The organism is Mongoliibacter sp. (genome assembly GCF_007692705.1).
GTDB lineage: Bacteria > Bacteroidota > Bacteroidia > Cytophagales > Cyclobacteriaceae > Mongoliibacter.
This window is the reverse complement of sequence record NZ_REBN01000073.1, coordinates 1-26,164: the sequence shown is the minus strand read 5'-3', so window position 1 is coordinate 26,164 and position 26,164 is coordinate 1. Positions and strand designations below refer to the sequence as shown.

23 protein-coding genes are annotated in these 26,164 nt (G+C 38.9%); 14 read left to right on the top strand and 9 right to left on the bottom strand.

Going from position 1 to position 26,164, the window contains the following annotated elements; all coding sequences use genetic code 11:
• Position 1: 1 nt before the first annotated feature.
• Positions 2-328, bottom strand: a complete 327-nt coding sequence (locus EA341_RS01705) for a 2Fe-2S iron-sulfur cluster-binding protein (RefSeq protein ID WP_293010956.1) — start codon at positions 326-328, stop codon at positions 2-4.
• A gap of 38 nt (positions 329-366) precedes the next feature.
• Between EA341_RS01705 and EA341_RS01700 the strand changes: the two genes are divergently transcribed.
• Positions 367-1,491, top strand: coding sequence for a hypothetical protein (locus EA341_RS01700; RefSeq protein ID WP_293010950.1), 1,125 nt, complete (start codon positions 367-369; stop codon positions 1,489-1,491).
• A gap of 14 nt (positions 1,492-1,505) precedes the next feature.
• Here the strand turns inward: EA341_RS01700 and rodA are convergent, their stop codons facing one another.
• The 5 genes from rodA to EA341_RS01675 are packed head-to-tail and all read right to left on the bottom strand — an operon-like array spanning position 1,506 to position 6,964.
• On the bottom strand, positions 1,506-2,780 hold the full coding sequence (gene rodA / locus EA341_RS01695) for a rod shape-determining protein RodA (protein WP_293010949.1): 1,275 nt from the start codon (positions 2,778-2,780) through the stop codon (positions 1,506-1,508).
• Position 2,781: 1 nt separating this feature from the next.
• On the bottom strand, positions 2,782-4,581 hold the full coding sequence (mrdA, locus tag EA341_RS01690; protein WP_293010948.1) for a penicillin-binding protein 2: 1,800 nt from the start codon (positions 4,579-4,581) through the stop codon (positions 2,782-2,784).
• Positions 4,581-5,102 (bottom strand): rod shape-determining protein MreD, encoded by a 522-nt coding sequence (locus EA341_RS01685; protein WP_293010947.1) that lies wholly within the window; start codon positions 5,100-5,102, stop codon positions 4,581-4,583. Before EA341_RS01685 ends, mrdA begins: the two co-directional genes overlap by 1 nt.
• Positions 5,095-5,928 (bottom strand): rod shape-determining protein MreC, encoded by an 834-nt coding sequence (mreC, locus tag EA341_RS01680; RefSeq protein WP_293010946.1) that lies wholly within the window; start codon positions 5,926-5,928, stop codon positions 5,095-5,097. The genes EA341_RS01685 and mreC overlap by 8 nt, the downstream gene beginning before the upstream one ends.
• A gap of 7 nt (positions 5,929-5,935) precedes the next feature.
• Positions 5,936-6,964 carry a rod shape-determining protein gene (locus tag EA341_RS01675; RefSeq protein ID WP_293010945.1) on the bottom strand — a complete coding sequence of 343 codons (1,029 nt, stop codon included), beginning with the start codon at positions 6,962-6,964 and terminating at the stop codon, positions 5,936-5,938.
• Between the two features lie 223 nt (positions 6,965-7,187).
• On the opposite strand from EA341_RS01675, the gene rimP reads away from it, so the two are divergent.
• The 6 genes from rimP (at position 7,188) to EA341_RS01645 (ending at position 15,499) form a co-directional block, all read left to right on the top strand.
• Entirely contained in the window at positions 7,188-7,658 is a 471-nt protein-coding gene (gene rimP, locus EA341_RS01670; protein WP_293010944.1) for a ribosome maturation factor RimP, read from the top strand.
• A 5-nt stretch (positions 7,659-7,663) separates the two neighbouring features.
• Positions 7,664-8,908 carry a transcription termination factor NusA gene (nusA, locus tag EA341_RS01665; RefSeq protein ID WP_293010943.1) on the top strand — a complete coding sequence of 415 codons (1,245 nt, stop codon included), beginning with the start codon at positions 7,664-7,666 and terminating at the stop codon, positions 8,906-8,908.
• Positions 8,909-8,976: 68 nt separating this feature from the next.
• Positions 8,977-11,901 (top strand): translation initiation factor IF-2, encoded by a 2,925-nt coding sequence (gene infB / locus EA341_RS01660; RefSeq protein WP_293010942.1) that lies wholly within the window; start codon positions 8,977-8,979, stop codon positions 11,899-11,901.
• Between the two features lie 307 nt (positions 11,902-12,208).
• Positions 12,209-12,754 carry a hypothetical protein gene (locus tag EA341_RS01655; protein WP_293010941.1) on the top strand — a complete coding sequence of 182 codons (546 nt, stop codon included), beginning with the start codon at positions 12,209-12,211 and terminating at the stop codon, positions 12,752-12,754.
• 270 nt (positions 12,755-13,024) lie between these two features.
• Entirely contained in the window at positions 13,025-13,945 is a 921-nt protein-coding gene (locus tag EA341_RS01650; RefSeq protein WP_293010940.1) for a transporter, read from the top strand.
• Between the two features lie 12 nt (positions 13,946-13,957).
• Positions 13,958-15,499 carry a phosphatase PAP2 family protein gene (locus tag EA341_RS01645; RefSeq protein ID WP_293010939.1) on the top strand — a complete coding sequence of 514 codons (1,542 nt, stop codon included), beginning with the start codon at positions 13,958-13,960 and terminating at the stop codon, positions 15,497-15,499.
• Between the two features lie 237 nt (positions 15,500-15,736).
• Here the strand turns inward: EA341_RS01645 and EA341_RS01640 are convergent, their stop codons facing one another.
• The gene (locus tag EA341_RS01640; RefSeq protein WP_293010938.1) at positions 15,737-17,368 is read right to left on the bottom strand and encodes a carbon starvation protein A; all 1,632 of its coding nucleotides are present in this window, start codon (positions 17,366-17,368) and stop codon (positions 15,737-15,739) included.
• 255 nt (positions 17,369-17,623) lie between these two features.
• On the opposite strand from EA341_RS01640, the gene accD reads away from it, so the two are divergent.
• The 7 genes from accD (at position 17,624) to EA341_RS01605 (ending at position 24,273) form a co-directional block, all read left to right on the top strand.
• Positions 17,624-18,466 carry an acetyl-CoA carboxylase, carboxyltransferase subunit beta gene (gene accD, locus EA341_RS01635; RefSeq protein ID WP_293010937.1) on the top strand — a complete coding sequence of 281 codons (843 nt, stop codon included), beginning with the start codon at positions 17,624-17,626 and terminating at the stop codon, positions 18,464-18,466.
• Positions 18,467-18,604: 138 nt separating this feature from the next.
• On the top strand, positions 18,605-19,903 hold the full coding sequence (nqrF, locus tag EA341_RS01630; protein ID WP_293010936.1) for an NADH:ubiquinone reductase (Na(+)-transporting) subunit F: 1,299 nt from the start codon (positions 18,605-18,607) through the stop codon (positions 19,901-19,903).
• Between the two features lie 87 nt (positions 19,904-19,990).
• On the top strand, positions 19,991-21,142 hold the full coding sequence (locus EA341_RS01625; RefSeq protein WP_293010935.1) for a formimidoylglutamase: 1,152 nt from the start codon (positions 19,991-19,993) through the stop codon (positions 21,140-21,142).
• On the top strand, positions 21,143-21,373 hold the full coding sequence (locus tag EA341_RS01620; RefSeq protein ID WP_293010934.1) for a cytochrome b5 domain-containing protein: 231 nt from the start codon (positions 21,143-21,145) through the stop codon (positions 21,371-21,373).
• A 5-nt stretch (positions 21,374-21,378) separates the two neighbouring features.
• The gene (locus tag EA341_RS01615; protein ID WP_293010933.1) at positions 21,379-22,221 is read left to right on the top strand and encodes an N-acetylglucosamine kinase; all 843 of its coding nucleotides are present in this window, start codon (positions 21,379-21,381) and stop codon (positions 22,219-22,221) included.
• Positions 22,218-23,024 carry an N-acetylmuramic acid 6-phosphate etherase gene (gene murQ / locus EA341_RS01610; RefSeq protein WP_293010932.1) on the top strand — a complete coding sequence of 269 codons (807 nt, stop codon included), beginning with the start codon at positions 22,218-22,220 and terminating at the stop codon, positions 23,022-23,024. Before EA341_RS01615 ends, murQ begins: the two co-directional genes overlap by 4 nt.
• A gap of 103 nt (positions 23,025-23,127) precedes the next feature.
• Complete coding sequence (locus tag EA341_RS01605; protein WP_293010931.1) at positions 23,128-24,273, top strand: pseudouridine synthase; 1,146 nt, start codon at positions 23,128-23,130, stop codon at positions 24,271-24,273.
• A gap of 134 nt (positions 24,274-24,407) precedes the next feature.
• Here the strand turns inward: EA341_RS01605 and EA341_RS01600 are convergent, their stop codons facing one another.
• Positions 24,408-24,992, bottom strand: coding sequence for a hypothetical protein (locus EA341_RS01600; protein ID WP_293010930.1), 585 nt, complete (start codon positions 24,990-24,992; stop codon positions 24,408-24,410).
• A 358-nt stretch (positions 24,993-25,350) separates the two neighbouring features.
• A complete protein-coding gene (locus EA341_RS01595; protein WP_293010929.1) occupies positions 25,351-25,941 on the bottom strand; it encodes a hypothetical protein in 591 nt (196 codons plus the stop codon).
• Between the last annotated feature and the right edge of the window lie 223 nt (positions 25,942-26,164).

Sequence of the window (26,164 nt, the reverse complement as noted above, 5' to 3'; positions counted from 1 at the left end):
ATTATTCGCTGTATTCCATATGCGGGAACTTATTTTCCTCTGCCACACGGATGATAATTTCTCCTTTTTGCAATTTTGCTTGGCAAGATAATCTTTCGAAATTGTTTAACCTGCCCTTTGACCTGAAAAATTCCTCCCGTTCATTCGGAGCAGAGAGATTTTCTATACCATCCATTACAATCATTTTACATGTTGTGCAACGCCCCTTTTTACCACAGGCATGCATCCAGTCGATGTAGCTTTCATGGATTAATTCAATAACTTTACGATTTGGTTCAGCGGAAATAATTTCCAGATGATTAAGATTTTCAATAATAATTTTCGGCATTATTTTCGTTTCTAATCTATACAAACAATTTTCAGGAAATGAACGCTAAGTTAAACAGTCAATACGTAGAAAACTACGCTGCCCAATATTCACAGAAAGTTTGTGAAACCTATTTTTCACAGAAAAAGTACATGACGGGCCAGGAAATCATGCAGCTGACAGCATCGCCACAAGTCAACTTTTTTGTAATCAAATCCTTGTTTGAAGCCTGGCAGCTTGAATTGGAAAAACTCAAAAGTAATCCATATTTCGACTATAGAGACAAAAATGTCCATGAGGCACTGAAGGAATTTATGAATGTACTATCCCGAACCATAAAAATAGAAAGGAAGCATTTCGAGCCACTTTTGGCAGAGGCTGCTGCTTATTCTATTTTATTGGCTGTTGACCCAGTGGCCTATTTCTCCGAGGAATTTGAAAAAACGCCCGAAGAGCATTTACCTAATTACATCAGGGAGAATAAAAAATATTTCAAATGGCATACCTCTTTGATCAACAGCTTGATGGATAGGGCTGGGCTTGGCTACTCTGTAAAGGCTTATAAATCGGCTGTTTCACATAATTTTGAGCAACAAAAAGAAAGTCTAGAAAAGGCGGAATCTCTATTAAAAAGTATGGACGCCGTCATCCCTCTGGATTTTTCCAAGCTTTCCCTCGATGAGCAGTCAGAGGTAAAACAAGCACCGGAAAAAATTGCTCCAAAAGTGGAACTGGAAGCACCTACTTCTAAAGTGACGGTAGAACAGGCTGATGTGAAAGAAGAGGTTTTAGAACAGCCGAAAGAAGAGGTTGTTACTGAGGTAAAAGTCAGAAAGGATGTGGAAGTAAAAGTATCAAACTACGCACCCGGAAAAGGTATAGATCCATTAAAAGCTTGGGCCAGATTTGAAAATGAAGAATATAGCATCATGAAAGGCACTATCAAGGAACTTTCAGAAAGCCTTGGAATCAATCAGAAAATCATGTTCACCAAGGAATTGTTTGAGGGGAACCCTGATCTGTTGACACATGCTCTGAAATCTATTGACAAGTGCGAGAATTTTGTCGAAGCAATAGAAGTAATCAACCAGAGGTATGTTACAGAATTAGGATGGGAAAAGGAATCCGACTCAGTAAATGAGTTCCTACAATTGGTATTTAGGAAATTTGATCACAGGGGTTAAAAACCCCTATTTTTTTATCCCATTCTTCCTAATAATTGTATTCTGTGCGAATCCAATTTGATGAAAATGAAGAGCAATATCGTGAAAGACCAGAGCGAAGATCCTCCATAACTGAAGAAAGGCAAAGGAATACCGACCACAGGAAACAGCCCAATGGTCATGGCAATATTGATCATAAAGTGAAAAAAGAGGATGGAAATTACGCAATATCCGTACACCCTCGAAAATCTGTTTTTTTGTCTTTCTGCCAACATTACCAGGCGAATCAATAATGCGCAAAAGAGTACAACAACTACCAGGCTCCCGAGCCAGCCAAACTCCTCACCCAATGTACAAAAGATAAAATCTGTGTGCTGTTCAGGTACGAAATCAAACTTGGTTTGAGTACCTTCCAGATAACCCTTACCAAAAAAACCACCAGAACCGATAGCGATCTTAGATTGGGTCACATTCCATCCTGCCCCAAGAGGATCAAGATCGGGGTTGAATAGGATCATAATCCTATTTTGTTGGTGCTCAGGCAACTTGGACACAACATAGTCCAAGCTGTAACTGTAGGCTATAATGGCCAAACCCAAAAGTGAAAAGCCAATAACTTTAGATACTTTTTTCTTTCCAATCATGATAAGGGTAAAGATCACCACTATTACCCCTCCGACCAGATATAGGTTGTTTTCTAAGCCCAGTGCCAGAAGGGAAATTGCTATAAATGTCAGTCCAAGAGCATAGTAACGCTGAGGCATCCCTTCTCTGTACAACATGATAAAAAAAGCAGAATATACCATTGCCGTACCGGTATCCGGTTGGAGCATGATGAAGACAACTGGCAACATGATGATAGCCAAAGCCTGCATTTGATGCTTGACTTTACTCAGGTCAAAGCTTGGTCTTTCCATAAACTTGGCTAGTGCCAGTGCCGTGGTAAATTTTGCAAACTCAGCAGGTTGAATACGAAAAGACCCAATTCCAACTGAAAGAGTCTGACCATTTACTTCTTTTCCTATAAAAGGAGTTACAATCAAAAATGCCAAAAATATGAAATACAATATCCAAGATAGGTTTTCAAATAGCCTATAATCCGCCACCATGATTAAAAGTATGATAAGGACTGCTGCCCCTATTCTTACCAGCTGTTGCCCTGAGTTGATAGACAGATCAAAAATGCTTTTGGGAAATTGTTCATCATATACTGCAGCATAGATATTGATCCAGCCGATTAGTAACAATACCGCATAAATAGCTATTGTAACCCAATCTATTTTATTGATATATAAATCGTCCTGTCTCACTTCACATAAATTTACCTGCCAACACGTATTCTTCCAAAGATGGGCGTGTTATTTCCCCTCTCAGGTATTTCTCAATCATTAAGCTTGCTGTACTTGCCGCAGCCCTTCCTCCCCATCCAGCATTTTCAACATAGACTGCAATGGCAATTTTTGGGTCTTCTTTCGGCGCAAATGCAATAAATACAGAGTGGTCTTCTCCTTGGGGGTTTTGAGCAGTTCCAGTTTTACCGGCAATTGCAATGTCTTTGATGGCCGCTCTTGCTGCAGTACCGAAAATAGCTTGCTCCATAGCATCCTGAACCATGTCAAAGTGATGCGCATCCACTCCAACCTCTACTTTTGTTCTGTACTTTTCAGGAATTCTCCTGCTATCCCCATCGATAGCCTTGATTAGGTGTGGTACGTAGTAATAGCCCTTATTGGCAAAAATAGCTGCTAAGTTGGCCATTTGAAGTGGTGTTACCAGCATTTCACCTTGTCCAATGGATAGGGAATAAATAGTAGAGTACTTCCATCTTCCTGGACCATACACCCTATCATACAAAGTACTGGATGGAATCGACCCTCCTTTTTCATTATACATATCAATACCAAGTGGGCCTCCGAGTCCAAATTTCAGAACATATTCCCTCCAGGCATTCAGGCCGATTTCAGTATCCTTAAAAGTACTGCTTGAAACTTCTCTGTTGATCATTGCTCGATAAGCCTGATGATAATAGGGGTTGCATGAGTTTCTAATAGCTCCGAACAAATTGACAGGACTGGAATGGTTATGACAGGCTACTAAAGATCGGTTACAAGCATATGTAGTATTTGGGGTCAAAACCCCCATCTGAAGACCTACCAAAGACTGGACAATCTTAAAAATAGAACCAGGAGGATACATGGCCATGATTGGCCTATTGAACAAAGGCCTGCTTTCATCCCTATTCAAGAGTAGATAATTGGTCCCAAATTTGGAACCTGTAAGCACATTCGGATCATAACTGGGTGCTGAGATCATGGAGAGGATTTCTCCTGTTTTGGGCTCTATAGCTACAACGGAGCCTCTTTTCCCTTCCATCAGCATTTCTCCATATTTCTGGAGTTCAATATCAATGGTAGAGGTCAGGTTATGTCCGGCAATAGAAGCTGTATCAAGCTCACCGCCTTTGAAGGATCCTTTATCTATACCCCTCACATTGACCATTTTATATTTCACCCCTTTTTTACCCCTCAATTCCTTCTCATAAAAACCTTCTATTCCACTAAGTCCGACATAGTCTCCTTGGCGGTAGTATTTAAGGGTATCGCGCTCTAGTTGGGTAGCACTGATTTCACCTATATACCCAAGGGCATTGGCAGCACTTGGTTGAGGATAAGACCGGACTGCGCGGGTCATGACAAAAAGGCCCGGATAATCGATTAGGTAATCTTGAATTTTTGCAAATTCAGAAGTAGAAATTTGTTTGATCAAAGGTGAAGGTTTCACACTTGAGTATTTTCTGGCAGCGGTGTAGCCTTCTATTAATTCTTCTTTACTGATTTGAAAGATTTCACAAAATCTTGAAGTATCCCTCACAGAGAATTCCTTAGGAATGATCATCAAATCAAAAATAGGGTTATTGTAGACCATAATGTTCCCATTACGGTCATTGACCAGTCCTCTATAAGGATGATCTACCACTCTTTGGATGGCGTTTCTTTCTGCTCTTTTCAAGAAGCTGTCGTCAGCTACCTGAATCAAAAATAATTTGGTCAGCAACACCACCCCCACCAATACGATGGCAATAACGATGGTAATTGGCCTTTGGTCGTTCATTAAATTCCCCTTCTTCTCCTGTAAAACAACAGTTGAGCAATAATACTCATTATAAACACAAAAATAGTACTGTATACAATTTTTTGAACGACAGGAAGGAATAAATTAGTGCCTAAATTTTCGATATAAAAAAACAATAGATGATGAAGTAAGAATAAGGGTAAACTATATGTCAAAAACCACCCGAAACCCATGTTGAGCATAGAGGGTTGCAGGTCATCATCATAGCCTCCTGTTGGGGTAAGTATTTTCAGCCATCCAGCCCTTACAAAAGCCAAAGCAACTATGCTAGCCGTATGAATCCCAAGTGTATCATAGAACAAATCCACGCCTAATCCAAGTGCAAATGCGATTAGCATAGCAGGGACCGTCTTGAAATCTACAGGTAAGAGGAGGATATAAAGGACATATAAAAAGCAAAATGCTGTCCCAAAAAGAACCAGATTTTTCAATAACATTACCTGAATGATAAGGTAAAGCACAAATCCAACTACCAATAAAAATACCCTCCTACTACTCATTGCTGATTCCGTTAGATTGATAGAGTTCGTCGAGTTCTTCCTCTTGGTTGTTTTCGACCAAATAAACGTAAGAGATGCGGCTTAAATCCGCAGTTAGCTCAATGGTAATATCAAGGTAATTGGTATCTGTACCTTGTTTCACTTCTAAGACATGACCAATGGATATCCCTTCAGGAAAAACCGCATTATACCCCGAAGTGACCACTTCATCTCCTACTTCGATGGTGACGTGCCTAGGTACATAAAGAAGTTTGGCTTGCTTGGGATTTTTACCATCCCACTTTGTGGACCCGAAGACTTCCGAAGAAGTTATTTTTGAAGAAATCAAAAGGTCTGTGTGAAGGATGGAAATGACTGACGCGAAATTTTTAGTCACTCCCTTCACCCTACCAACAACGCCTTCTTCGTTAAAAACGCCCATACCCTCTCTAATACCATGGTTGGAACCTTTGTTGAGGGTGATGAAATTCTGAGATAGGTTGATGGAATTATTGATGACTTTCGCTCCTTTAAATTGAAAACTGTGCAGCAATAGGCTGTCTAATTCGATAAATACACTGTCAGCTGGCTTTTGATATTTTTCGAGCTCGGCCAGTAGTTCCGCATTTTTTTCCACCAAATTTCTGTTGACAGAAGCCAATGAAAAATACTCTACCACATTGTTTTGGGCAGTAAGAACAGAACCACTGAGTTGGTTTGAACTATTAAAAAAAGCAGAGCCTTGCTGAGAGTTATAGGAAACAATCAGCCAAATGGCGATTCCCTCCAGAAATAAAAACAGTAAGAAAGCCCTTACCCTAAATAAGAATAATAAAATGCGTTGCATCCAGACATTAGGTCATCAAAACGGTTCTGAAATTATTGATATTTTTCAGTGCGGTGCCAGTACCTCTCACCACAGCTCTTAAAGGATCCTCGGCAATGTGGATAGGAAGTTTGGTTTTTTGATGTAATCTTTTGTCCAGACCTTTCAACAATGCCCCTCCTCCCGTGAGGTGGATCCCATTGTCATAAATATCAGCAGAAAGTTCGGGGGGTGCAATCTCTAAGGCCTTTAAAACCGCCTCTTCTATTTTGGAAACAGATTTGTCGAGGGCAAAAGCAATTTCAGAATAAGAAACCTTGATTACTTTAGGAATACCTGTCATTAAATCTCTTCCTCGGATTTCATAATCTTCAGGAGCATCGTCAAGTTCCGTCAAAGCAGACCCTATAGCGATTTTCACTTTTTCCGCAGAACGCTCACCTATAAGAAGATTATGTTGTCTTCTCATGTAGTCAAGGATATCTTTGGTAAATGTATCTCCGGCCACGCGAATAGACTGATCGGCAACTATACCCGAAAGGGCTATCAGAGCAATTTCTGTGGTACCTCCACCGATATCCACAATCATGGATCCCATAGGTTTTTCTATGTCTATTCCAATACCAATTGCTGCTGCTATTGGTTCGTAGACCATATAAACTTCCTTTGCTCCGGCATGTTCAGCAGAATCCCTTACAGCTCTTTTTTCCACTTCGGTAATACCTGAAGGAATACAAATCACCATGCGGTGAGATTTCGGGAAAAAACTCTTTTTATGCCCAGGGATCATTTTGATCAGTCCCCTGATCATCTGCTCTGCTGCATAGAAATCAGCTATCACACCATCCTTGAGGGGTCGGATAGTTTTAATATTTTCATGGGTCTTCTCATGCATGTTCATGGCATCTTTGCCAACCGCGAGAACCCTATTGGTCGTCCTATCAATCGCAATGATTGATGGCTCGTCCACAACTATTTTATCTTTATGTATGATCAGCGTATTCGCTGTACCTAGATCTATAGCAATATCACTTGAAAAAAAATCGAATAATCCCATTATAGTTTTTAGATAGAATTTGGCTTTGAATTAAAGGTCAAACTTAGCACAATCTGCGCAGAAGATTCAACGTGGGCTGGCAAAATTATTACCTAATTCTCAATTTATTACAAGAATGCTGTTTTTTTTTGTGGGAATAATTTTGTTACCTTTGTATCGTATTATCCAAGGTAACAGGAGGGGACATGAGTCCCCTCTTTCGTTTACTAGCCTAATTAGCAATATGAATACCAAGCAAGCCATTGAAGAAATAGTTGAAAAGCATTTGCCAGACGAAAGCCACTTTGTGGTGGACGTGCAAATTATAGACAAAGGCACTAAGTCTCAGGTAAAAATACTCATAGACGCTGATGATGGTCTCAATATAGACACCTGTGCGACTGTAAGCAGGCAAGTAGGAGAAGAAATTGAGGCCAAGGAATTGTTGGAAAAAGCGTATGTGTTGGAAGTTTCCTCCCCTGGATTGGATTTCCCTCTTTCTTCCAAAAGGCAATATCAGAAAAATATTGGCAGGAAAATTAAGGTAAGTCTTGAAGACGGCAAGGAGATTGAGGGCGAATTGATGGCTGTTGAACCTGAAGGTTTGGAGCTTAAAATTATAGTGAAGGAAAAAGGAAAAAAAGCAACTGAGCAGACCATTTCAGTAGCTTTTGACCAGATTAAAAAATCAATTGTGTTAGTCTCTTTTAAATAAAAAAAATGGATGCTAAAGTTCTAATAGAATCATTTGCAGAGTTTGCAAGGTCTAAAAATGTGGATCGTCCAACAATGATCCGGATACTTGAAGATGTATTTAGAGCGATGATTCGCAAGAAATATGAAACTGACGAAAATTTTGATGTGACCATCAATGCTGATAAAGGTGACTTGGAAATTTTGAGAATTAGGGAAATCGTTGATGACAATTCTGAAGATATTTGGGATTTCGATAAAATCAGCCTTTCCGATGCTCAAAAGATTGAGCCGGATTTTGAAGTTGGCGAAGAAGTTTACGAAAAGATCGAGTTAGAGGAATTCGGAAGAAGGGCAGTCATGATGGCAAGACAGACTCTGATTCAGAGAATCAAAGACCTTGAAAAAGATTTGTTGTTCAATCAGTATGAAGAATTGGTTGGAGAAATCATATCTGCCGAAGTATATCAGATACTCGGAAGAGAAGTGCTTTTAATAGATGGTGAGGGAAATGAACTGATTCTTCCAAAAGGAGAACAGATTCCTAAAGACCGCTTTAGAAAAGGTGACACGGCACGTGCAATAGTTCACAAAGTGGAAATGGTAAATGGTAATCCTAGGATTATCTTATCCAGAACTTCCCCGATTTTCTTAGAAAGATTATTTGAAAATGAAGTACCTGAGGTATTTGACGGATTGATTACCATCAGAAAAATTGTCAGGGAACCCGGAGAAAGAGCTAAAGTAGCTGTGGAATCTTATGACGACAGGATTGATCCTGTGGGAGCATGTGTGGGTATGAAAGGAAGTAGGATTCATGCCATCGTCAGAGAATTGCAGAACGAAAATATTGATGTTATCAATTACACAGATAATCTGGAACTATACGTGGCAAGGGCTTTGAGTCCTGCTAAAGTGAGTTCAATTGCAGCAGATGCAGAAAAGAAAAGACTTTCTGTTTACCTCAAGCCAGACCAAGTGTCTATGGCAATAGGTAAAGGTGGTTTCAATATCAGACTGGCTTCCCGATTGGTTGGTTACGAAATCGACGTGTTCAGAGAATTGAGTGATGCTGAAGAGGAAGATGTGGACATCGAAGAATTCATTGATGAAATAGACAATTGGGTGATTGATGAGTTGAAAAAAACAGGATTAGATACTGCAAAAAGTGTATTGTCTTTGACCAAAGAAGATTTGTTGAGAAGAACAGAACTAGAGGAAGAGACTATAGATGAAGTATTTAAAATCTTAAAACAGGAATTTGAACAATAATTATAGGCCAATTTCCACAATAATTGGCCTATATTTGCCAAAACTATATTATAGAGAGTTTTTAGCGTATGTCGGAAGAAAGAACAATGAGATTGGGCCAAGTAGCCAGGAAACTCAACGTAGGAATATCTACGATTGTAGATTCTATGGCCAAAAAAGGCTTCGAAGTAGAAAATAATCCCAACTCCAAAATCAACATGGAGCAGTTTAACATGTTGGCCAAGGAGTTTAAGTCCTCTGCTATGGAAAAAGAAGAGGCGTCTCATCTCTCTATTGGTAAGCGTCACCATGAAACCTTTACCATTGAGGCGGAATCTGATGCGAAGGAAGAGAAAAAGCCTGAACCAGAAGCCAAGGAGAAAGAAATTGCCAAGCCTGAACCCAAACCTGAGCCAGCCAAAGAGTCAGCTCCAGCAAAGGAAGAAGTGAAGGAAGTGGATAAAGTTGCTGCTGAAGCACCCAAACTGCAAGGCATAAAGGTGTTGGGGAAAATTGATCTCAACCCTAAAAAAGAAGCTCCCAAAAAAGAGGAGCCAAAGCCAGAGAAAAAAGAAGAACCAAAACCTAAGGTAAAGGAAAAAACTGCCAAACCTGAAGCCAAAAAAGAAGAACCAAAACCTCAGGCTGTGAAGCCTCAGCCTACTGACGACGCAAAAACTGAGATCAAAAAAGAAAAAGTAGCAGAAGAAAAAAAGGAAACTCCTGTAAAAAAAGAGGAGCCTAAAAAAGATTCCGTAGCAGGTCCGGTGAAGCCTAAAGAAATGCCTGAAGGAATTCAGCCGAAGGAAAATAAGGTTATTTCAGCGAAAGCAGATGCCCTTAAAGGGCTTACTGTATTAGGCAAAATCGAGCTTCCTGAAGACAAATCCAAGAAGAAAGGTAAGCCAGTCGCATCTTCGGATGAAAAAGGAAAAGAAAAGAAAAAGAGGCCTAGAAAAAGGATAGACAAAAATACAGGCGGTCCAAATCAAAACCAACAAGCCAGACCAGGTGGACCAGGTGGACGTCCAGCTCAAGGTGGAAACCCAAATACCAGAGACCGAAGAAACCAAGGTGTCAAAGGCAAAGGACCAAATACCGGTAGGGTGCAAAAAGCTGAACCTACTCAAAAAGAAATCCAAGATCAGATCAAACAAACCCTTGCAAGACTGCAGGGAGGTGGTAAATCCGGAGGAGGAAAATCAAAAAGAAGAGATAAAAGGGTTGAAAAAACCAGAGATGAATTTGAGGGTGCTGAGGAAACAAAAATCCTTAAAGTGACTGAGTTTATCTCGGCAAATGATTTGGCTTCTTTGATGGACATTACTGTGAATCAAGTTATTTCTGCATGTATGTCTTTAGGAATGTTTGTTTCCATCAACCAAAGGTTGGATGCAGAAGCCATTACCATCATTGCAGATGAATTTGACTATGAAGTTGAATTCACCAAGCCTGATGAAGAAGAAAATGTAATAGAGGAAGTCGATAGCCCTGATGATCTCAAGCCTAGGGCTCCTATTGTCACCATCATGGGACACGTAGATCATGGTAAAACTTCCTTACTGGACTATATCAGGATGTCAAAAGTTACCGATGCAGAAGCAGGTGGAATCACCCAACACATTGGTGCATATGATGTAACCACTTCTACAGGTGAAAAAATCGCTTTCTTGGATACTCCAGGTCACGAGGCTTTTACGGCCATGAGAGCCAGAGGTGCAAAAATTACAGATGTCGCTATCATTGTGATTGCTGCTGATGACGATATCATGCCGCAGACAAAAGAAGCCATTAACCACGCTCAGGTGGCGAATGTGCCAATGATTTTCGCCATCAATAAAATTGATAAGCCTAACGCCAATCCAAATAAAATTAAAGAACAGCTTGCCAACATGAACCTTTTGGTAGAAGAATGGGGTGGTAAATACCAATCCCAGGATATTTCCGCTAAAACAGGTCTTGGCATTGATGATCTTTTGGAAAAAGTATTGTTGGAAGCTGAAGTTCTTGAACTTACTGCCAATGCATCTAAAAATGCTGTGGGTACGGTAGTGGAAGCCTCTCTTGATAAAGGACGTGGTTATGTTACTACAGTAATGGTACAGGCAGGAACATTGAAAATTGGAGACGTTTTACTTGCAGGTCAGCATTACGGCAAAGTAAAGGCCATGACGGATCACAAAGGTAAAAAGCTTTCAAAAGCAGGACCTTCAACTCCCGTGCAGGTACTTGGGCTAAGCGGAGCGCCACAAGCAGGAGATACATTTAAAGTGTATGATGGCGAGCGCGAAGCAAGAGAAATAGCCAATTCAAGAGAGCAGATTCTCAGAGAACAGAGCATGCGTACCAAAAAGCACATCACTTTAGATGAGATCGGAAGAAGACTGGCTATTGGTAGCTTCAAAGAACTCAATATTATCGTCAAGGGTGACGTTGATGGATCTGTTGAAGCACTTTCAGATTCATTGCTTAAACTTTCTAAAGAAGAGGTCTCGGTAAATATCATCCACAAAGGAGTGGGTCAGATTTCAGAATCTGATGTACTCTTAGCCTCTGCATCTGATGCCATTATTCTAGGCTTCCAGGTTAGGCCTTCTACCAATGCCAAAAGATTGGCAGAGCAGGAAGAAATTGAGATCAGACATTACTCTATCATCTATGATGCGATCAATCAAATCAAAGATGCTATCGAGGGAATGCTTGAACCTGAATTTGAAGAGATCATTACAGGAAATGTCCAAGTTAGAGAAGTATTTAAAATCTCTAAAATAGGTACCGTTGCCGGTTGTTATGTTACAGACGGATATGTCACCAGAAAGAATAAAATCAGGATCATCAGAGATGGTATTGTTATTCATGACGGAGAAATAGACCAATTGAAACGGTTTAAAGATGATGTAGCTGAAGTCAAAGCCGGATATGAATGTGGTATTTCTATCAAGAAATTCAATGACATCTTGGTAGACGACACCATAGAAGGTTACATGATGCAGGAAATCAAGAAGAAGAAATAAAATTTGAAATTATAATTTGAAAGGAAGCAGATAATTATTTGCTTCCTTTTTTTATTTTTGAGCAATGTCAATAATTCTTTTCTTTAAGATTGCTTTCTGTATTGCAATTGTATTTTTGATTTTGGGTCTGATTAGACCTGTGATTTCTCTTTGGTTTTTAGACAGATTCAATAGGCAAAAGGTTATTAAGTATTATGGGATGTCAGCAGTCATATTATTTTTAATCTTGATTCTATTAAAGAAATTTATTCTTTAAACATTGATTTTACATTTAAAAAAGTAATTTTGATCTCAAACAACTACAGTTTTGAGAAAAGTACTGGCCATATTCCTTCTATTTTGTTTCGGATTGTACCATTTCGGGTATTATGTGGTGTACTTTTCATTCAACCTACAGCTAGAAAGTCAATGGGTTGAGAAAATATACAGTGACAATGCTGATGAATTGGAGGAAAGACTTTTGGAAATTCCGCTTTCTTTGCCTTATATGGCCGACGAAGAGGAGTTTAGACCCTCCAATACTACATTTGAAAAGAATGGGCAAACTTACAGGGCGATTAAACAGCGCTATGTCAAAGACACACTTCAACTCATTTATGTTACTGATTCGGCCAAAAACAACTTAGACAATACCATCAAGCAGTGGGTGAGTTCTTTGATCCAAGATGAATTACCAGATGGAAGCAACAGCAGCCTGATCACGAAAATTTTTGCAAAAGATTACACACAACCGTTTAATGATTTTCAGCTAGAACCGTTTACCGGCGAAGAAAACAAATTGATAGGGTTTATTTTTTCAGCTTACAAAATGCAAATCATAAACCTCAACACCCCTCCTCCAGAGCTTGTTTGATTTTCAGCTGGTTAATTTGATTTTCTTTTTCTAAAATCTGTGCAATTAAGTACAGCAAATTGAGATAATTCCGATGTTTTCAATGGGTTTGTTGCATCGTTAATTATTGAGAAAGCTGTATGGAGTGCATAATTCATTAAGCTAAATCAAGATTGTAAAATGATTTTAATTAAGTCCCACCGGCTTGAAAAAGTTGGTGGAGTTTAATCTCAATTTCAAATCCAGCTGATTTTTTTACCAAATAAGTTCAAAATTTAATTCAACTATTATATGAAAAAATTATTACCAATAATCATGGGATTGGTGATTTTGGGTATTTCACATTTTAAATCCAACGCACAAACCCCTTGGGACGAAGTCATGATGGAAAAGGGGGAAATCTGTGCTGCCTTAATTTATGAACATTCCTCATGGGATCAATATTGGGAGGGAACCTACCTGCGTGAAAATGCCAATATCGGCACGTTTACGAGACAAATGGGAATGCCTATGATTGCTATGGGTCTGACCCAAAATGTCAATATCATTGCCTCTCTGCCATATGTAAGTACCAATCCCTCAAGTGGTACTCAAGTAGGTCAACGGGGGATTCAGGACCTCAGTATATCTGTCAAAGTAAACTGGCTTCAGAAACAAATGGGAAAAGGAAATTTACTTTTCCTCACCAATACTCATTTTGGAAGACCAATGGGGAATTACCTTTCTGACTATATGCCTTTCAGTATTGGATTTGGTGCCCCTGAGATTGGTTTGAGAGGAATTGGGGCATTCAAATTGGATAACGGCTTGGTTTTTAGAGCTGGCCTTGCTTACCTATGGAGAGGGCAGACAGAGATTGAGAGGAATTATTATTATGAAAATGGAAGTGTCTACTCTCAATATATGAATGTACCAAATGCACTTAATTTTCATGCTGCTATAGGATATTGGGCTTTAGAAAACAGGCTAAGGTTAGAAGCTACTTACATGAGCTTGAATTGTCTCACAGGAGATGATATAAGGTCTTACAACAGGCCTCAGCCAACCAATAAAACAGAAGTCAGTCAAGTAGGGGCTTGGGCCCAGTATTATATTAAGGCGGACCGCGGCTTAGGAGCCTTGGTTTATTTCAACCAAACCATCAGTGGCCGAAATATGGGAAATGCTACCACATTGGGCCTTGGACTAACTTACCAATTCAAAGTTTATTAACCTGAATGATCAATGAAAAATCTAAAAATATATCCTTTAGCGCTTCTATTGTTTATTGTAGTGCTGAGTTCTTGCCTTGAGGAAACCCCAAACTTCTATGAGTTTGAGGGTTATCAATTCGAAAATATGGATGAAAATGGAGGCACTTGGAAGACCATATTGGTCTCAAATCCTACCCAAATCAATATTTCTGAGCCGGAATCAATAAGTTCTGCTGCTTATCAAGAAGAGCTAAACTTACTGAAGCAACGTATGTCGGGGCTTTCTACCTCTCAAAAAGAAGCCGTGGAATATTGGACCAACAATCCTATTTTGAGATGGAATGAAATAGCCTTAGAGCTTGCGGCAAAATATAACCTGATTCCTGGCCCAAATCCAGACGGCACCTATACCTTACCCAATGCCACAAACCCTGAAGGCCCTCCAGCATTTCCATTTGCACATCCGCCTTATACGAGTAGAATGTTGGCTTACTTGAGTGTAGCCCAATTTGATGCTTTGGTAGTGGCCTGGCACTACAAATTTGAATACAATAGAATGGCACCATATCACATTGACAACAGTATTGTACCTGCCTATGCAACAAGCCAACTCCCTTCCTACCCATCAGATGGTGCCACTGTTGCTGCTGTTTCCAAGGAAATCCTAAAGACCATGTTTCCTTTGGAATTCACCTATCTGGAAACCAAATATCAAGAACATCTAGAAAGTCTGATTAATTCTGGCATAAACGTTCCAAGTGATATTGAAGCTGGAATAAGCATAGGAGAGGAAGTGGTTAAATTAGCGAGACAACGCGCTTCCACTGATGGCATGTCAAAAGCCCAAACACCAAAGCCAGTATCTGACTCAATTGCCAATTCAGCTTTTGAAAGATTTGGATGGAAATGGCAGAATATGGAAACACCACAAAGACCTGTTGGCTTGACACCTTTATTTGGTCAGGTAAAAATGTGGAATGTACCGACAGTGGAGGAAGTCAGGCCCGGACCACCTCCTTCTCCAGGATCAGAGGACTTTGAAAGGGATGTTCAAGAGCTTAAAAAATTTGCTTCTCATATGACATTAAATCAACGCAGAATCGCCAATTGGTGGGAGGATGGAATTGGTTCTTATACACCTCCAGGACATTGGAACAAGTTTGCCAAAGAATCTATAGTAAAAAACAAGTTCAACCCTTTGCGGTCAGCGAGGGTATTTGCATATATGAATACGGCAATCATGGATGCAGGTGTAGCTTGCTGGGACACTAAATACTATTACCATTACCCAAGACCTGTGGAGACGATTCCCGGCTTCAAGACCATTCTCGGTACACCGAATTTTCCAGCCTATACTTCAGGGCATAGTACTTTCTCCGCTGCTGCTGCAGAAGTGCTTTCTTATTTTTTCCCGGATGATGCTACTCAATTCAGACTTTGGGCTGAAGAAGCAGCTGTATCAAGAATTTATGGGGGAATACATTATAGATTTGATGCTGAAGTGGGAATAGATCAGGGTAAAAAAGTAGGAACCTATGCAGTCAAAAGAGCCAAAGATGATGGAGCAAGATGATTGAAACCCGCTTTTAAAAGAAGGGTTTTTCCGAAATTTCAACTGGAAAAAAGACAGGCTGATTTCGGGTAAATACAATTTGAAGGTAAATCATTGCAAAATGAAGTTATAGTTTTCCTGTAGGCAGACGTACTTCAGGAATTCTGATTATTCCAAAAACATCCATCAAATAAGCCACAAATCTTTTTAACTTAGAGTTAACAGATTTAAAAGTCTGACGGTATTGCTGTCGGACTTTTATGCTTTTATGGTTTCATTCACTTCTTTCTTCAGGCTTTTGGAGGCGAGGACAATCAGGGCAATGGATAGAATAAATAAAAGAGCTGCAATTACCGAAAGTATATAAGTTTCACTTTTGTAATTGTTCCATGCAAACAAGCCTAGAGAGGTAAGTGTGACGGTGAACATGAAAAACATGGGGATGGTCACAAAAGTGGCGTTTATTTTTTTCCTGATTAACCATACTGCTATCGCTAGGAGTGCTAAAGCTGCCAAAAGTTGATTTGCAGAACCGAAAATTGGCCAAAGTGTACTAAATCCACCTGAAGCCAACAATAAAACAGACAATACGACGACTACGGAAGTAGAAATATACCGATTTTTGGAAAGTGTGGCTCCTACTGGATTTTTGACATCTTCGAAGTATTCCTGCAAAGTAAATCTTGCCAGTCTAGTGCAGGTATCGAGTGTAGTAAGCGCAAATGCTGATACAGTCAGGGCTACAAAACCAACAGCAAAATTTTCAGAAATACCAAGACTAGAAATCATACCGCCCAATCCACTTGCAAAAAGAGGCACAGGACCTTCTCCACCTAACCTCTCCAAATATTCCCCCCTACTCAATACAATGACGGCTCCAACAGAAATAATAGCTAAAAAGGATTCGATAAGCATCCCTCCAAAACCGACTATTTTCGCATCACTTTCTTTATCCAATTGCTTGGAAGTAGTCCCTGAGGCCACAAGAGAATGAAACCCACTTATTGCTCCGCAAGCAATCGTCACAAATAATACTGGGAAAAGATATCCCAAATTGTCTGCACTGATATGAATGTCATTTTCCATCTTTATTTCAGGATTGGCTACAAAGACACCAATTACTGCTGAAATAATGAGTCCGTAGAGCAAAAAGCTGTTGAGGTAATCTCTTGGCTGCAATAGCATTGAAATAGGAGTTACAGAAGCTATAAAAGCATAAGCTAGCAGTATATATATCCATATTTGGTAATCCAAAACAAAAGGCAATTGCATACCTAAATAGACAAAATAATACATCAGGACGATTCCAATAACTGAGATAATTACAAAAGCCTTTTTACTACTCCCGATAAACCTGCTGACGATTCCAAAGGCCACCGCCAAAAGTATAAAAAGAATAGAAGCTGAGGCCACACCTGCATTACTCACAAAAGTCTTGGCGATGATGTCTGCAAAAACACCTATAATTAAGATTAAGGTTGAAAAACTGAAAATAATAAAGAGCTGTTTTCCTTTTTGGCCAATATTATTTTGAATAATCACGCCAATAGACTTCCCTTCATTTCTCAAAGAAGCTGCCATGCTGCCGAGATCATGCACGGCTCCAAAAAAGATTCCTCCCACAAGGATCCAAATTACTGCAGGAATCCAACCGAAAGTAACTGCGATAATTGGCCCAACAATTGGCCCGGCACCGGCGATGGAGGCAAAGTGATGACCTAATACAATTATAGGTTTGCTAGGAACATAATCAATGCCGTCCTCAAAAACATGAGAAGGAGCTTTTCTCTTATCATCAAGTCTAAACTTTTTGCAGACATACTTCCCATAGGTGAAGTAAGCAATAAAAAGCACAATAGCCGACACACTTAGAAGTATGATTAAATTCATGAGGAGATTATGTTATCAATCCTTAAATTGGGCTAAAACAACAAAAAAACAAATCAAATTTATATGTTTGATAATAAGAACCCTTTTAGAATAGTCATAAGGCTTCTAAAAGATTTCTTTTCGACTATTTAGTCTTCCCTAAGATAGAGAATTGCCATCCGATCATGTAAGATAAGATGGCAAATTTTATTTAATGAAGAATACCTATAAATTTGTAGTCCCTGAAACAATAGTTCGGGGATAAAACAATTGACTATGGCTTGGTTTAAAAGAACAGATAAAGGCATTAAAACGTCCACAGAGGAAAAAAAGGATGCACCTGATGGACTTTGGTTTAAAACTCCCAAGGGAAACATCATCCATACCCGGGAACTGAAAAATAATTCTTTCGTTTGCCCCGATGATGATTATCATGTGAAAATCGGGTCGAAAGAGTACTTCGAAATACTTTTTGATGGAAATAATTTCAAAGAGCTGGATAAAAACATGAAGTCCGGTGATCCTTTGAATTTTGTAGACAGTAAACCATATCATTCTCGGATTGAAGCTACGATAAGCAAAACGGAACTCAATGACGCCGTAAGGGCAGCAGTAGGGAAAATGAATGGCTTTGATATCGTGATAGCCTGTATGGACTTCAGTTTTATTGGTGGCTCAATGGGTTCAGTCGTTGGAGAGAAGATAGCTAGGGCTATTGATCACTCTTTAAAAAATAAAATTCCTTTTTTGATGATATCGAAATCGGGGGGTGCCAGGATGATGGAAGCAGGATTTAGTCTGATGCAGATGGCAAAAACCTCAGCCAAATTAGCATTGCTGGAAAAAGCAGGCATTCCATACATCTCACTACTCACAGATCCTACTACGGGTGGCGTTACAGCCTCTTATGCCATGCTAGGAGATTTTAACATTGCCGAACCAGGGGCTTTGATAGGTTTTGCAGGGCCAAGAGTTATCAGAGAGACAATAGGTAAAGACTTGCCAAAAGGCTTCCAAAGTTCAGAGTTTGTTTTAGAACATGGCTTCTTGGATTTCATCATCGATAGGAGGCAGTTGAAAAACAGACTTACAACTTTACTCAAATTACTTAACAATTAAGCGCTCAGTTCGTTATCACATAGTGAGATAAAAGGGGAAAATAAAAGCTTATTATTCCCGGATTAATTGATTTATAAATATATTTGTGAGCCTAAATCAGGTTCCAACACTGAAATTTAAAAGTAAAACAAACATTAAATGGGTTCAGTAATTATCACATCGATAGTAGCATTTACAGTGATCTTGTTGCTACTTGTTTTTATCTTGTTGTTTGCCCAGTCCAAGTTAGTTGCTTCAGGGGATGTTCAGATCGTTATCAATAACGAGAAGACCATAACTACTTCTGCGGGTTCTACTTTGCTAAGCACCCTGGGTAATAACAAAATCTTTCTTCCTTCTGCCTGTGGAGGTGGAGGTACTTGTGCGATGTGCAAGTGTGTAATCGAAGAAGGAGGAGGCGAAGTATTGCCTACAGAAGAGGGTCACCTCAGCCGTGCTGAAAAGCAGTCACAAGTAAGGTTAACCTGCCAGGTAAAAGTAAAACAGGATATGAAAATCAGGATTCCTGATGAAATATTCGGTATCAAGAAGTGGGAATGCGAAGTTATTTCCAACTACAACGTCTCTACTTTTATCAAAGAATTTAAAGTAAAACTTCCTGAAGGTGAGACCTTAGATTTCGAATCAGGTGGATACATTCAAATAGATGTTCCAGTTGTGACGGTTAATTTCAAGGATATAGATATTACTCCACATCCGGAATTGGGTCACCCTGATGATGTTTACAAGAGCGAATGGGATAAGTTTGGTCTTTGGGACCTTGTCATGAAAAATGACGAAGAGATATTCAGAGCTTACTCAATGGCAAACCACCCTGCTGAAGGTAATATCGTTATGCTGACGATTCGTATAGCTACTCCACCTTGGGATAGAGCGAACAACAAATGGATGGATGTGAACCCAGGAATATGTTCTTCTTATGTTTTCGATAGAAAACCGGGAGACAAAGTTACCATCTCAGGTCCTTATGGAGAATTCCATATTAACCCAACCGAAAGAGAAATGATTTATATTGGAGGTGGTGCAGGAATGGCTCCATTGAGATCTCATATATTCCACCTTTTCCATACTGAAAAAACTGATAGAAAAGTATCTTATTGGTATGGTGGTCGATCTAAAAAAGAACTGTTCTATACTCCTCATTTTAGAGATATAGAAAAAGACTTCCCTAATTTCAACTTCCACATTGGCTTATCAGAGCCGATGCCTGAAGATGATTGGAAGATAAAGAAATCTCTAGATGATAAAGAGGGTGATGGATACATTGGATTTATACACCAGGTACTTTATGACAATTACCTGAAAGATCATCCTGAACCGGATGAGGTAGAATATTACCTTTGTGGACCACCGTTGATGAACGCAGCAGTTCTCAAGCTTTTGGATGACATGGGAATACCTGAAGAAAATATCAGATTTGATGATTTCGGAGGATAAAAAAACAATCAAGTCCCGCTCAAGCGGGACTTTTTATTTGCCCTCTCATTTTTTTATTTATTTTTGATTGAAGCATCCCTATAGACTATGAATCTTAAATCCTTCTTTGACCCTATCCCAGAATATGTCATAGAACAAGACTATTCACACAATTCATTTTTCAATTACATACATTATCATGGAAATGTATTTCCTGATATCAAAGGGGCTCAAATTGCATTGATTGGATTAAAAGATAGTAGAGGGGTCAAGATGGGGGATACCGTTGAAAGGGCAAGTGCGGAAATCAGGGAAAAGTTATTTCACTTGAAAAAAGCAGAGGCGCTTTACAAGGTAGTGGACCTAGGTGATTTGAAAATCGGATCAACCAGAGAAGAAACTATACAGTACTTAAAATCGGTTGGTGAGTTTTTGATGAAAAAACAGATCTTACCGATTTATTTTGGAGGTACACATGACCTCGATTATGGGCAGTATCTCTCCTATGAAGGAATGAAAAAATTAGTCTCATTAGTCACAGTGGATGCTAAAATTGATATGGAAGAAGAGGGGCAGGCTTCAGAAATCCATTCTCAGGAAATCATTTTACATCAACCTAATTTTTTGTTCAATTATGGGCATATTGGTTACCAAAGTTTCCTCAATGATAAAGACTTGGTCAATGTCATGGAAAAACTATATTTTGATCACATACGGTTAGGAAGCTTGAAAAATAACTTGAAAGATGCCGAGCCAATTATTAGAAATGCAGATTTATTGAGTTTTGATATCAGTGCCATACAATCTTCAGATGCCCCGGGGGCCTTGGATGCACAGCCTTTTGGGCTAAGCGGAGAAGATGCTTGTCAAATTTGTAGGTTTGCCGGAATGAATGAAAAACTATCCTCTATTGGCATCTACGGGTATCAACCTTATTATGATGACAACCGAAACAAGACCGCCTCTGTGGTTGCCACTATGATTTGGTATTTTATTGAGGGCTTTTATAACCGAAAAGACAGTCTATCCTTTAAGGGAAGCGAATATGTGAAATATACTGTATCTTTGGATACCAAACCTTCGATTATTGTTTTTTACAAAAGTAAGAGAAGTGAAAAGTGGTGGATGGAAGTCCCACAATCAGATCAAGACAAGTTTGAACGCTCTATGATCGTGCCTTGCAGTTACAAGGATTACCAAATGGCCCAGACGGGCGAAATACCAGAGAGATGGGTAAATGCCCAGTTGAAGCTCTTCTAAATGAAAACTTATACCAAGCAACAACTGGCACTCCGAAACGGTCAAGACAAACCTGAAATCTGGGTAGCGTACAAAGGGCTGATTTACGATGTTTCAGCATCAAGGTTGTGGAAAAATGGGAAGCATTATGAGCACTGGGCTGGTCAAGACCTTACAGATGAATTAATAGACGCTCCCCACACATCTGAGGTATTTAAAAAATTTCAGCCCATTGGATTATTGAAGAATTAATTGATATGATTTTAATAGCAGACAGCGGCGCCAGCAAGACAGACTGGAGAGTAATCGATGACAAAGGAGATATCGGTCAACATAGAGGAATAGGTTTTAATCCGAATTATCAAACTGCAGCTGAAATGGCAAGTGAGCTCCAGGATGATTTTTTGCTGGACTTAAGGGCTGATGTCGAAACTATCTATTATTATGGTGCAGGATGTACCTCAGGTAAAAATAGGCAGCAGGTAGAAAATGCTTTGAGAAGTTTATTCAAACATGCGGAAATTAACATTGACCATGACCTGATGGCAGCAGCCCGGGCAACGTGTGGCAGTGAGGCAGGAATTGCCTGCATATTGGGTACTGGCTCCAATAGCTGCGACTACGATGGAGATATCATAATCGCCAAAAGACCAGCACCTGGTTATATTCTTGGAGATGAAGGAAGTGGATCATACATTGGAAGAAAATTTTTGGCGGATTTTATCCATGAGGAAATGCCTAAGAAGGTTCGAGAAAAAGTATTGGACGCTTTTCAATTAGAAAATCAAATGATAATTGAGAACATTTACCAGAGACCTTTTCCCGGAAGGTACATGGCCAGTTTTTGTAGGTTCATAACAGAAAACAAAAGTGATCCTTATTGCTATATGCTCTATTATGAGGCTTTTCAGGATTTTTTCAAAAAGCATGTCATGAAATACGATGATTATAAAAAGAAGCCGGTGAATTTTGTTGGTTCCATTGCTTTTTATAATAGTGATATATTAAGAAATGCTGCTTATGATGCAGATATCAAAGTAAATATGATTATTGAAGGCCCAATAGCAGGGCTTACACTTTATCACCAAAATAAATTATGAGCACTACCGAAAGCACATCACTTTATGACGCCTTAGATGAGATGGATATCAGGTCTCTCTTGGAAAACATCAATAAGGAAGACCAAAAAGTAGCAGTAGCTGTAGAAAAAGAATTGACTTCTATTGAATCGCTGATTTCGCAGATAGTCCCAAGGATGAAAAAGGGAGGGCGCTTGTTTTATATTGGAGCAGGTACAAGTGGGAGACTTGGGATTTTGGATGCTTCAGAATGTCCACCTACTTATGGGGTTCCTTTTGATTGGGTAGTAGGTATAATAGCCGGTGGAGATAAAGCAATTAGAAAAGCTGTAGAAAATGCTGAAGACGACCCTGAGCAAGCCTGGAAGGATATTCAAGAATTTGGGTTCAATGAGCAGGATACCGTAATAGGAATAGCGGCATCTGGAACTACGCCTTATGTGATTGGAGGGGTAAAAGCATCCAAAGAAGCTGGTCTCCTTACAGGTTGTATTACCTGTAATACCGGATCTCCTTTGGCAGCTGCTGTGGAATATCCCATTGAAGTAGTCGTAGGCCCTGAATTTGTAACAGGAAGTACCAGAATGAAATCAGGAACTGCACAAAAACTTGTGCTGAATATGATATCCACTACCACCATGATCAAACTTGGAAGGGTAAAGGGGAATAAAATGGTAGACATGCAGCTTTCAAATGAAAAGCTAGTGAAAAGAGGTACAAGAATGATAATGGAGGCCACCGGACTAGAGGAGCTAGCCGCCAAGGAATCCTTGATGAAACATGGATCGGTGAGAGCAGCAGTTGCTTCATTTTACAGTAAATGATTTTTTTAATTATTCTTTCCGTACCTTTGCTCCCCATTTGAAATCAGGTACTTAGGTATCTTCAAATGGAAATACTATAATCCAGCAGAGATGCTGCAAGAAAATGAAAAAATACGACAACAAGAATTCCGATTCCAAAAGAGAAGGCGGACAGAAGGGTAGCAAAAACCCCAAAAGAGAGGGCCAAAAAGGTGACTTTGATCCAAAAAGGAAAAAAGAGGGAGATTCCCGATTTTCAAAAGCTGGTAACCGCCCTCAGGATGACTTTAAGAAAAAGAGCAGCTGGAAAGAGAACAGCAGCTTGAAAGATCAAAATAAAAACAATAAGGATATCAGCAGTGATGACGCTGATTATAAAAATGTTTATAAAGGTAGAGGCAAAAATCAAAAACCTATATTCGAAAAGGTCCATAAATCAGAATTAGATAAGGATAATCGTCCCAAAAGAAGATTTAAAAATCCATTTGGGAATGAAGAAGTAGGAGAAAAGCCTAAATATAATTTTGAAAAAATCGAGAAAGAGCGCAGCAAAGGCAATTCAGATGAGACGAGATTGAATAAATACATTGCCAATTCAGGAGTATGTTCCCGAAGAGAAGCCGATACTTTGATTGGCAAAGGCCTTGTTACAGTCAATGGTGAAATCGTAACAGAATTGGGATTTAAAGTTCAGCGTGGAGATAAAGTTACCTACAAAGGTAAATTGCTCAATCCTGAAAAACCCGTTTATATCCTACTCAACAAACCGAAAGATTTTATAACTACCACAGACGATCCTATGGAGCGTAAGACAGTAATGAATCTTATCGAAAAAGCCTGTGATGAAAGGGTCTTTCCAGTAGGAAGGCTAGACAGAAATACTACAGGTCTTCTCCTATTTACCAACGATGGAGAACTGGCCGCTAAGCTATCACATCCTTCAAATCAGATTAAGAAAATTTACCAGGTAACTCTAGATAAGCCACTAACCCAAAATGATGAGAAATCAATTTTGGAGGGACTTACCTTAGAAGATGGCGCCGTGCAGGTAGACGACATGCAGGTCCTCTCAAAAGATAGGACTATTTTAGGTTTGGAAATCCATGTCGGTAGAAACCGAATTGTAAGAAGAATTTTTGCACACCTCGGTTATGATGTCATTGCCCTAGACAGGGTTCTCTATGCTGGTCTTGATAAGAAGGATCTCCCTAGAGGAAGATACAGGTTCCTTGCAGAAAAAGAGGTTGTTAGACTGAAGTTCTTCACCTAAAAGATCTTATATTCTACATTTACAAACAAAGGCCAATAGGTATTCCTATCGGCCTTTGTTTATTGTATGAGATAAGCAATTAGCTTTACACTGTTTTCCCAATTAAAGCAAGGGAAACCGGGATTTTCTAGTCATCAATTGACTTTGAATCTATTGCTATAACCATCAGAGGTTTGAATAGCAAGCTCAATTTCAGCCCTTGGACTCACACCTTTCAATTTATACATTCTTTCCACTCCTGACACAGAAGTTATTTTCTCCTGGTGAATCAATTTGCCATCCTCAAATGCATATACAGTAATGTCTGTAGGTAATAAGGAATTAAAAATCATTTTGACTTTATTCCCTTCCATTCTCTTAAGGTCTGAAAAAGCCACCGGTTTTATATTCCTTTCACCTTCATACATAACCGGAATTTTTTTTGCTGCCATACCCTTCTCAAGTACTTCGACTGTATATTTTCCCGGACCCAAAGTTGAAAAATCATAATACTTGGCAAAAGAATTACTTTTTTCAAGCTTTTGTGATTTGATAACTCTCTGTTCAGCGTCGTAAATTTTTACTGTTATAGGACTCTGTGGAGCAGATTTGTACCTAAACAGGGCCTTCCCATCTTCAGTTAGCTTTACTGATACAGGAGCTACTCTTGGTTCTTCATTTTTAGCAATTGAAAGCGAGACTATGCCTAACACTAAGGCAATGGATAACAAGTTTTTCATGGCTTTAAATAATTGGTTTTCACCAGCTTCCACGGACTTGTATATTCAAGGTTTTAATGAGTTTAACGATTTTGAGCCAGGGTATCAGGAAAGTATATTTTTTGATCTATTTTAAAAAAACCGTGAAACAAAAATATTATTTTGATTAATAGGTATAAAAAATTATTAAATATTACATTTTATTATTTGAATCACTTATTAATAAGACGTAAGTTAAAAAAACCAATTTTTAAAGAATTCGCATGTAATGACTACTATATTAATTTTATTTAGAGTGGCCATAAAAAAAATAAAAGAGCTGTATTGCTACAGCTCTTTTGTTATAGTTAATTAAAGGGTCAATTTTACCCCTTTGGTTTTATTTTACAGCCATCATTTTATTGAAGCCATTTTGAGTTTGAACAACAAACTCGATGTTAGCATTTGGATTGAATTTTACGAAAGAGTAAAGTTTCTGAAATCCATTCACGTTGTTAACGCTTTCTTCATGGACCAAATTCCCATTTTCATATACTAAGATGGATAAATCAGCTGGTAAAAGAGAGTTCACCAAAAGCTTATACTTGTTATCTCCAACAGTTTCCACTTTTGAATAGATTACTGGAACGGCTACATTACTCCTTACATCTAGCTCAAATTTTTCAATAATCTGATTGCTTTCAAGCACCTCAATGTTATACTTTCCACCTTTCAATAAAGAGAAATCATAATATTTGGCAAAAGCCTCATTTTTGTAGATTCTATCCTTTTGAACCAATTTACTTGACTCATCATAGATCTTCACCAAGACACTACCGTTTGGCACCATGCCAAAAAGTAATTGAACTTTGTTATCATCCACTTTTCTTATGGATACCGGAGACTTAACAGTTGTCTCATCACTTCTTTTTTCTGCAAAGGTATTTGTAAAAACACCTAATGCGACAATCATTGCGATTAACGTTTTCATAATAGTTTTATTTAATAGGTTTTAAAATTACTTTTTGATTTACCTTCTTTTCGGACATTCCGAATATCAAATAATTGAAGGCAGGTTATTGTGGGGGATTGTTGATTTACAGTATTTCAACGCTTCAAAGGTAAAACATGTTCCAAATAATTACAAATAATGTAAAATACTTAGCTTTTACTTAACGTATTTGTAAAAAAATGTGTTTTTATTGTTTAAATAA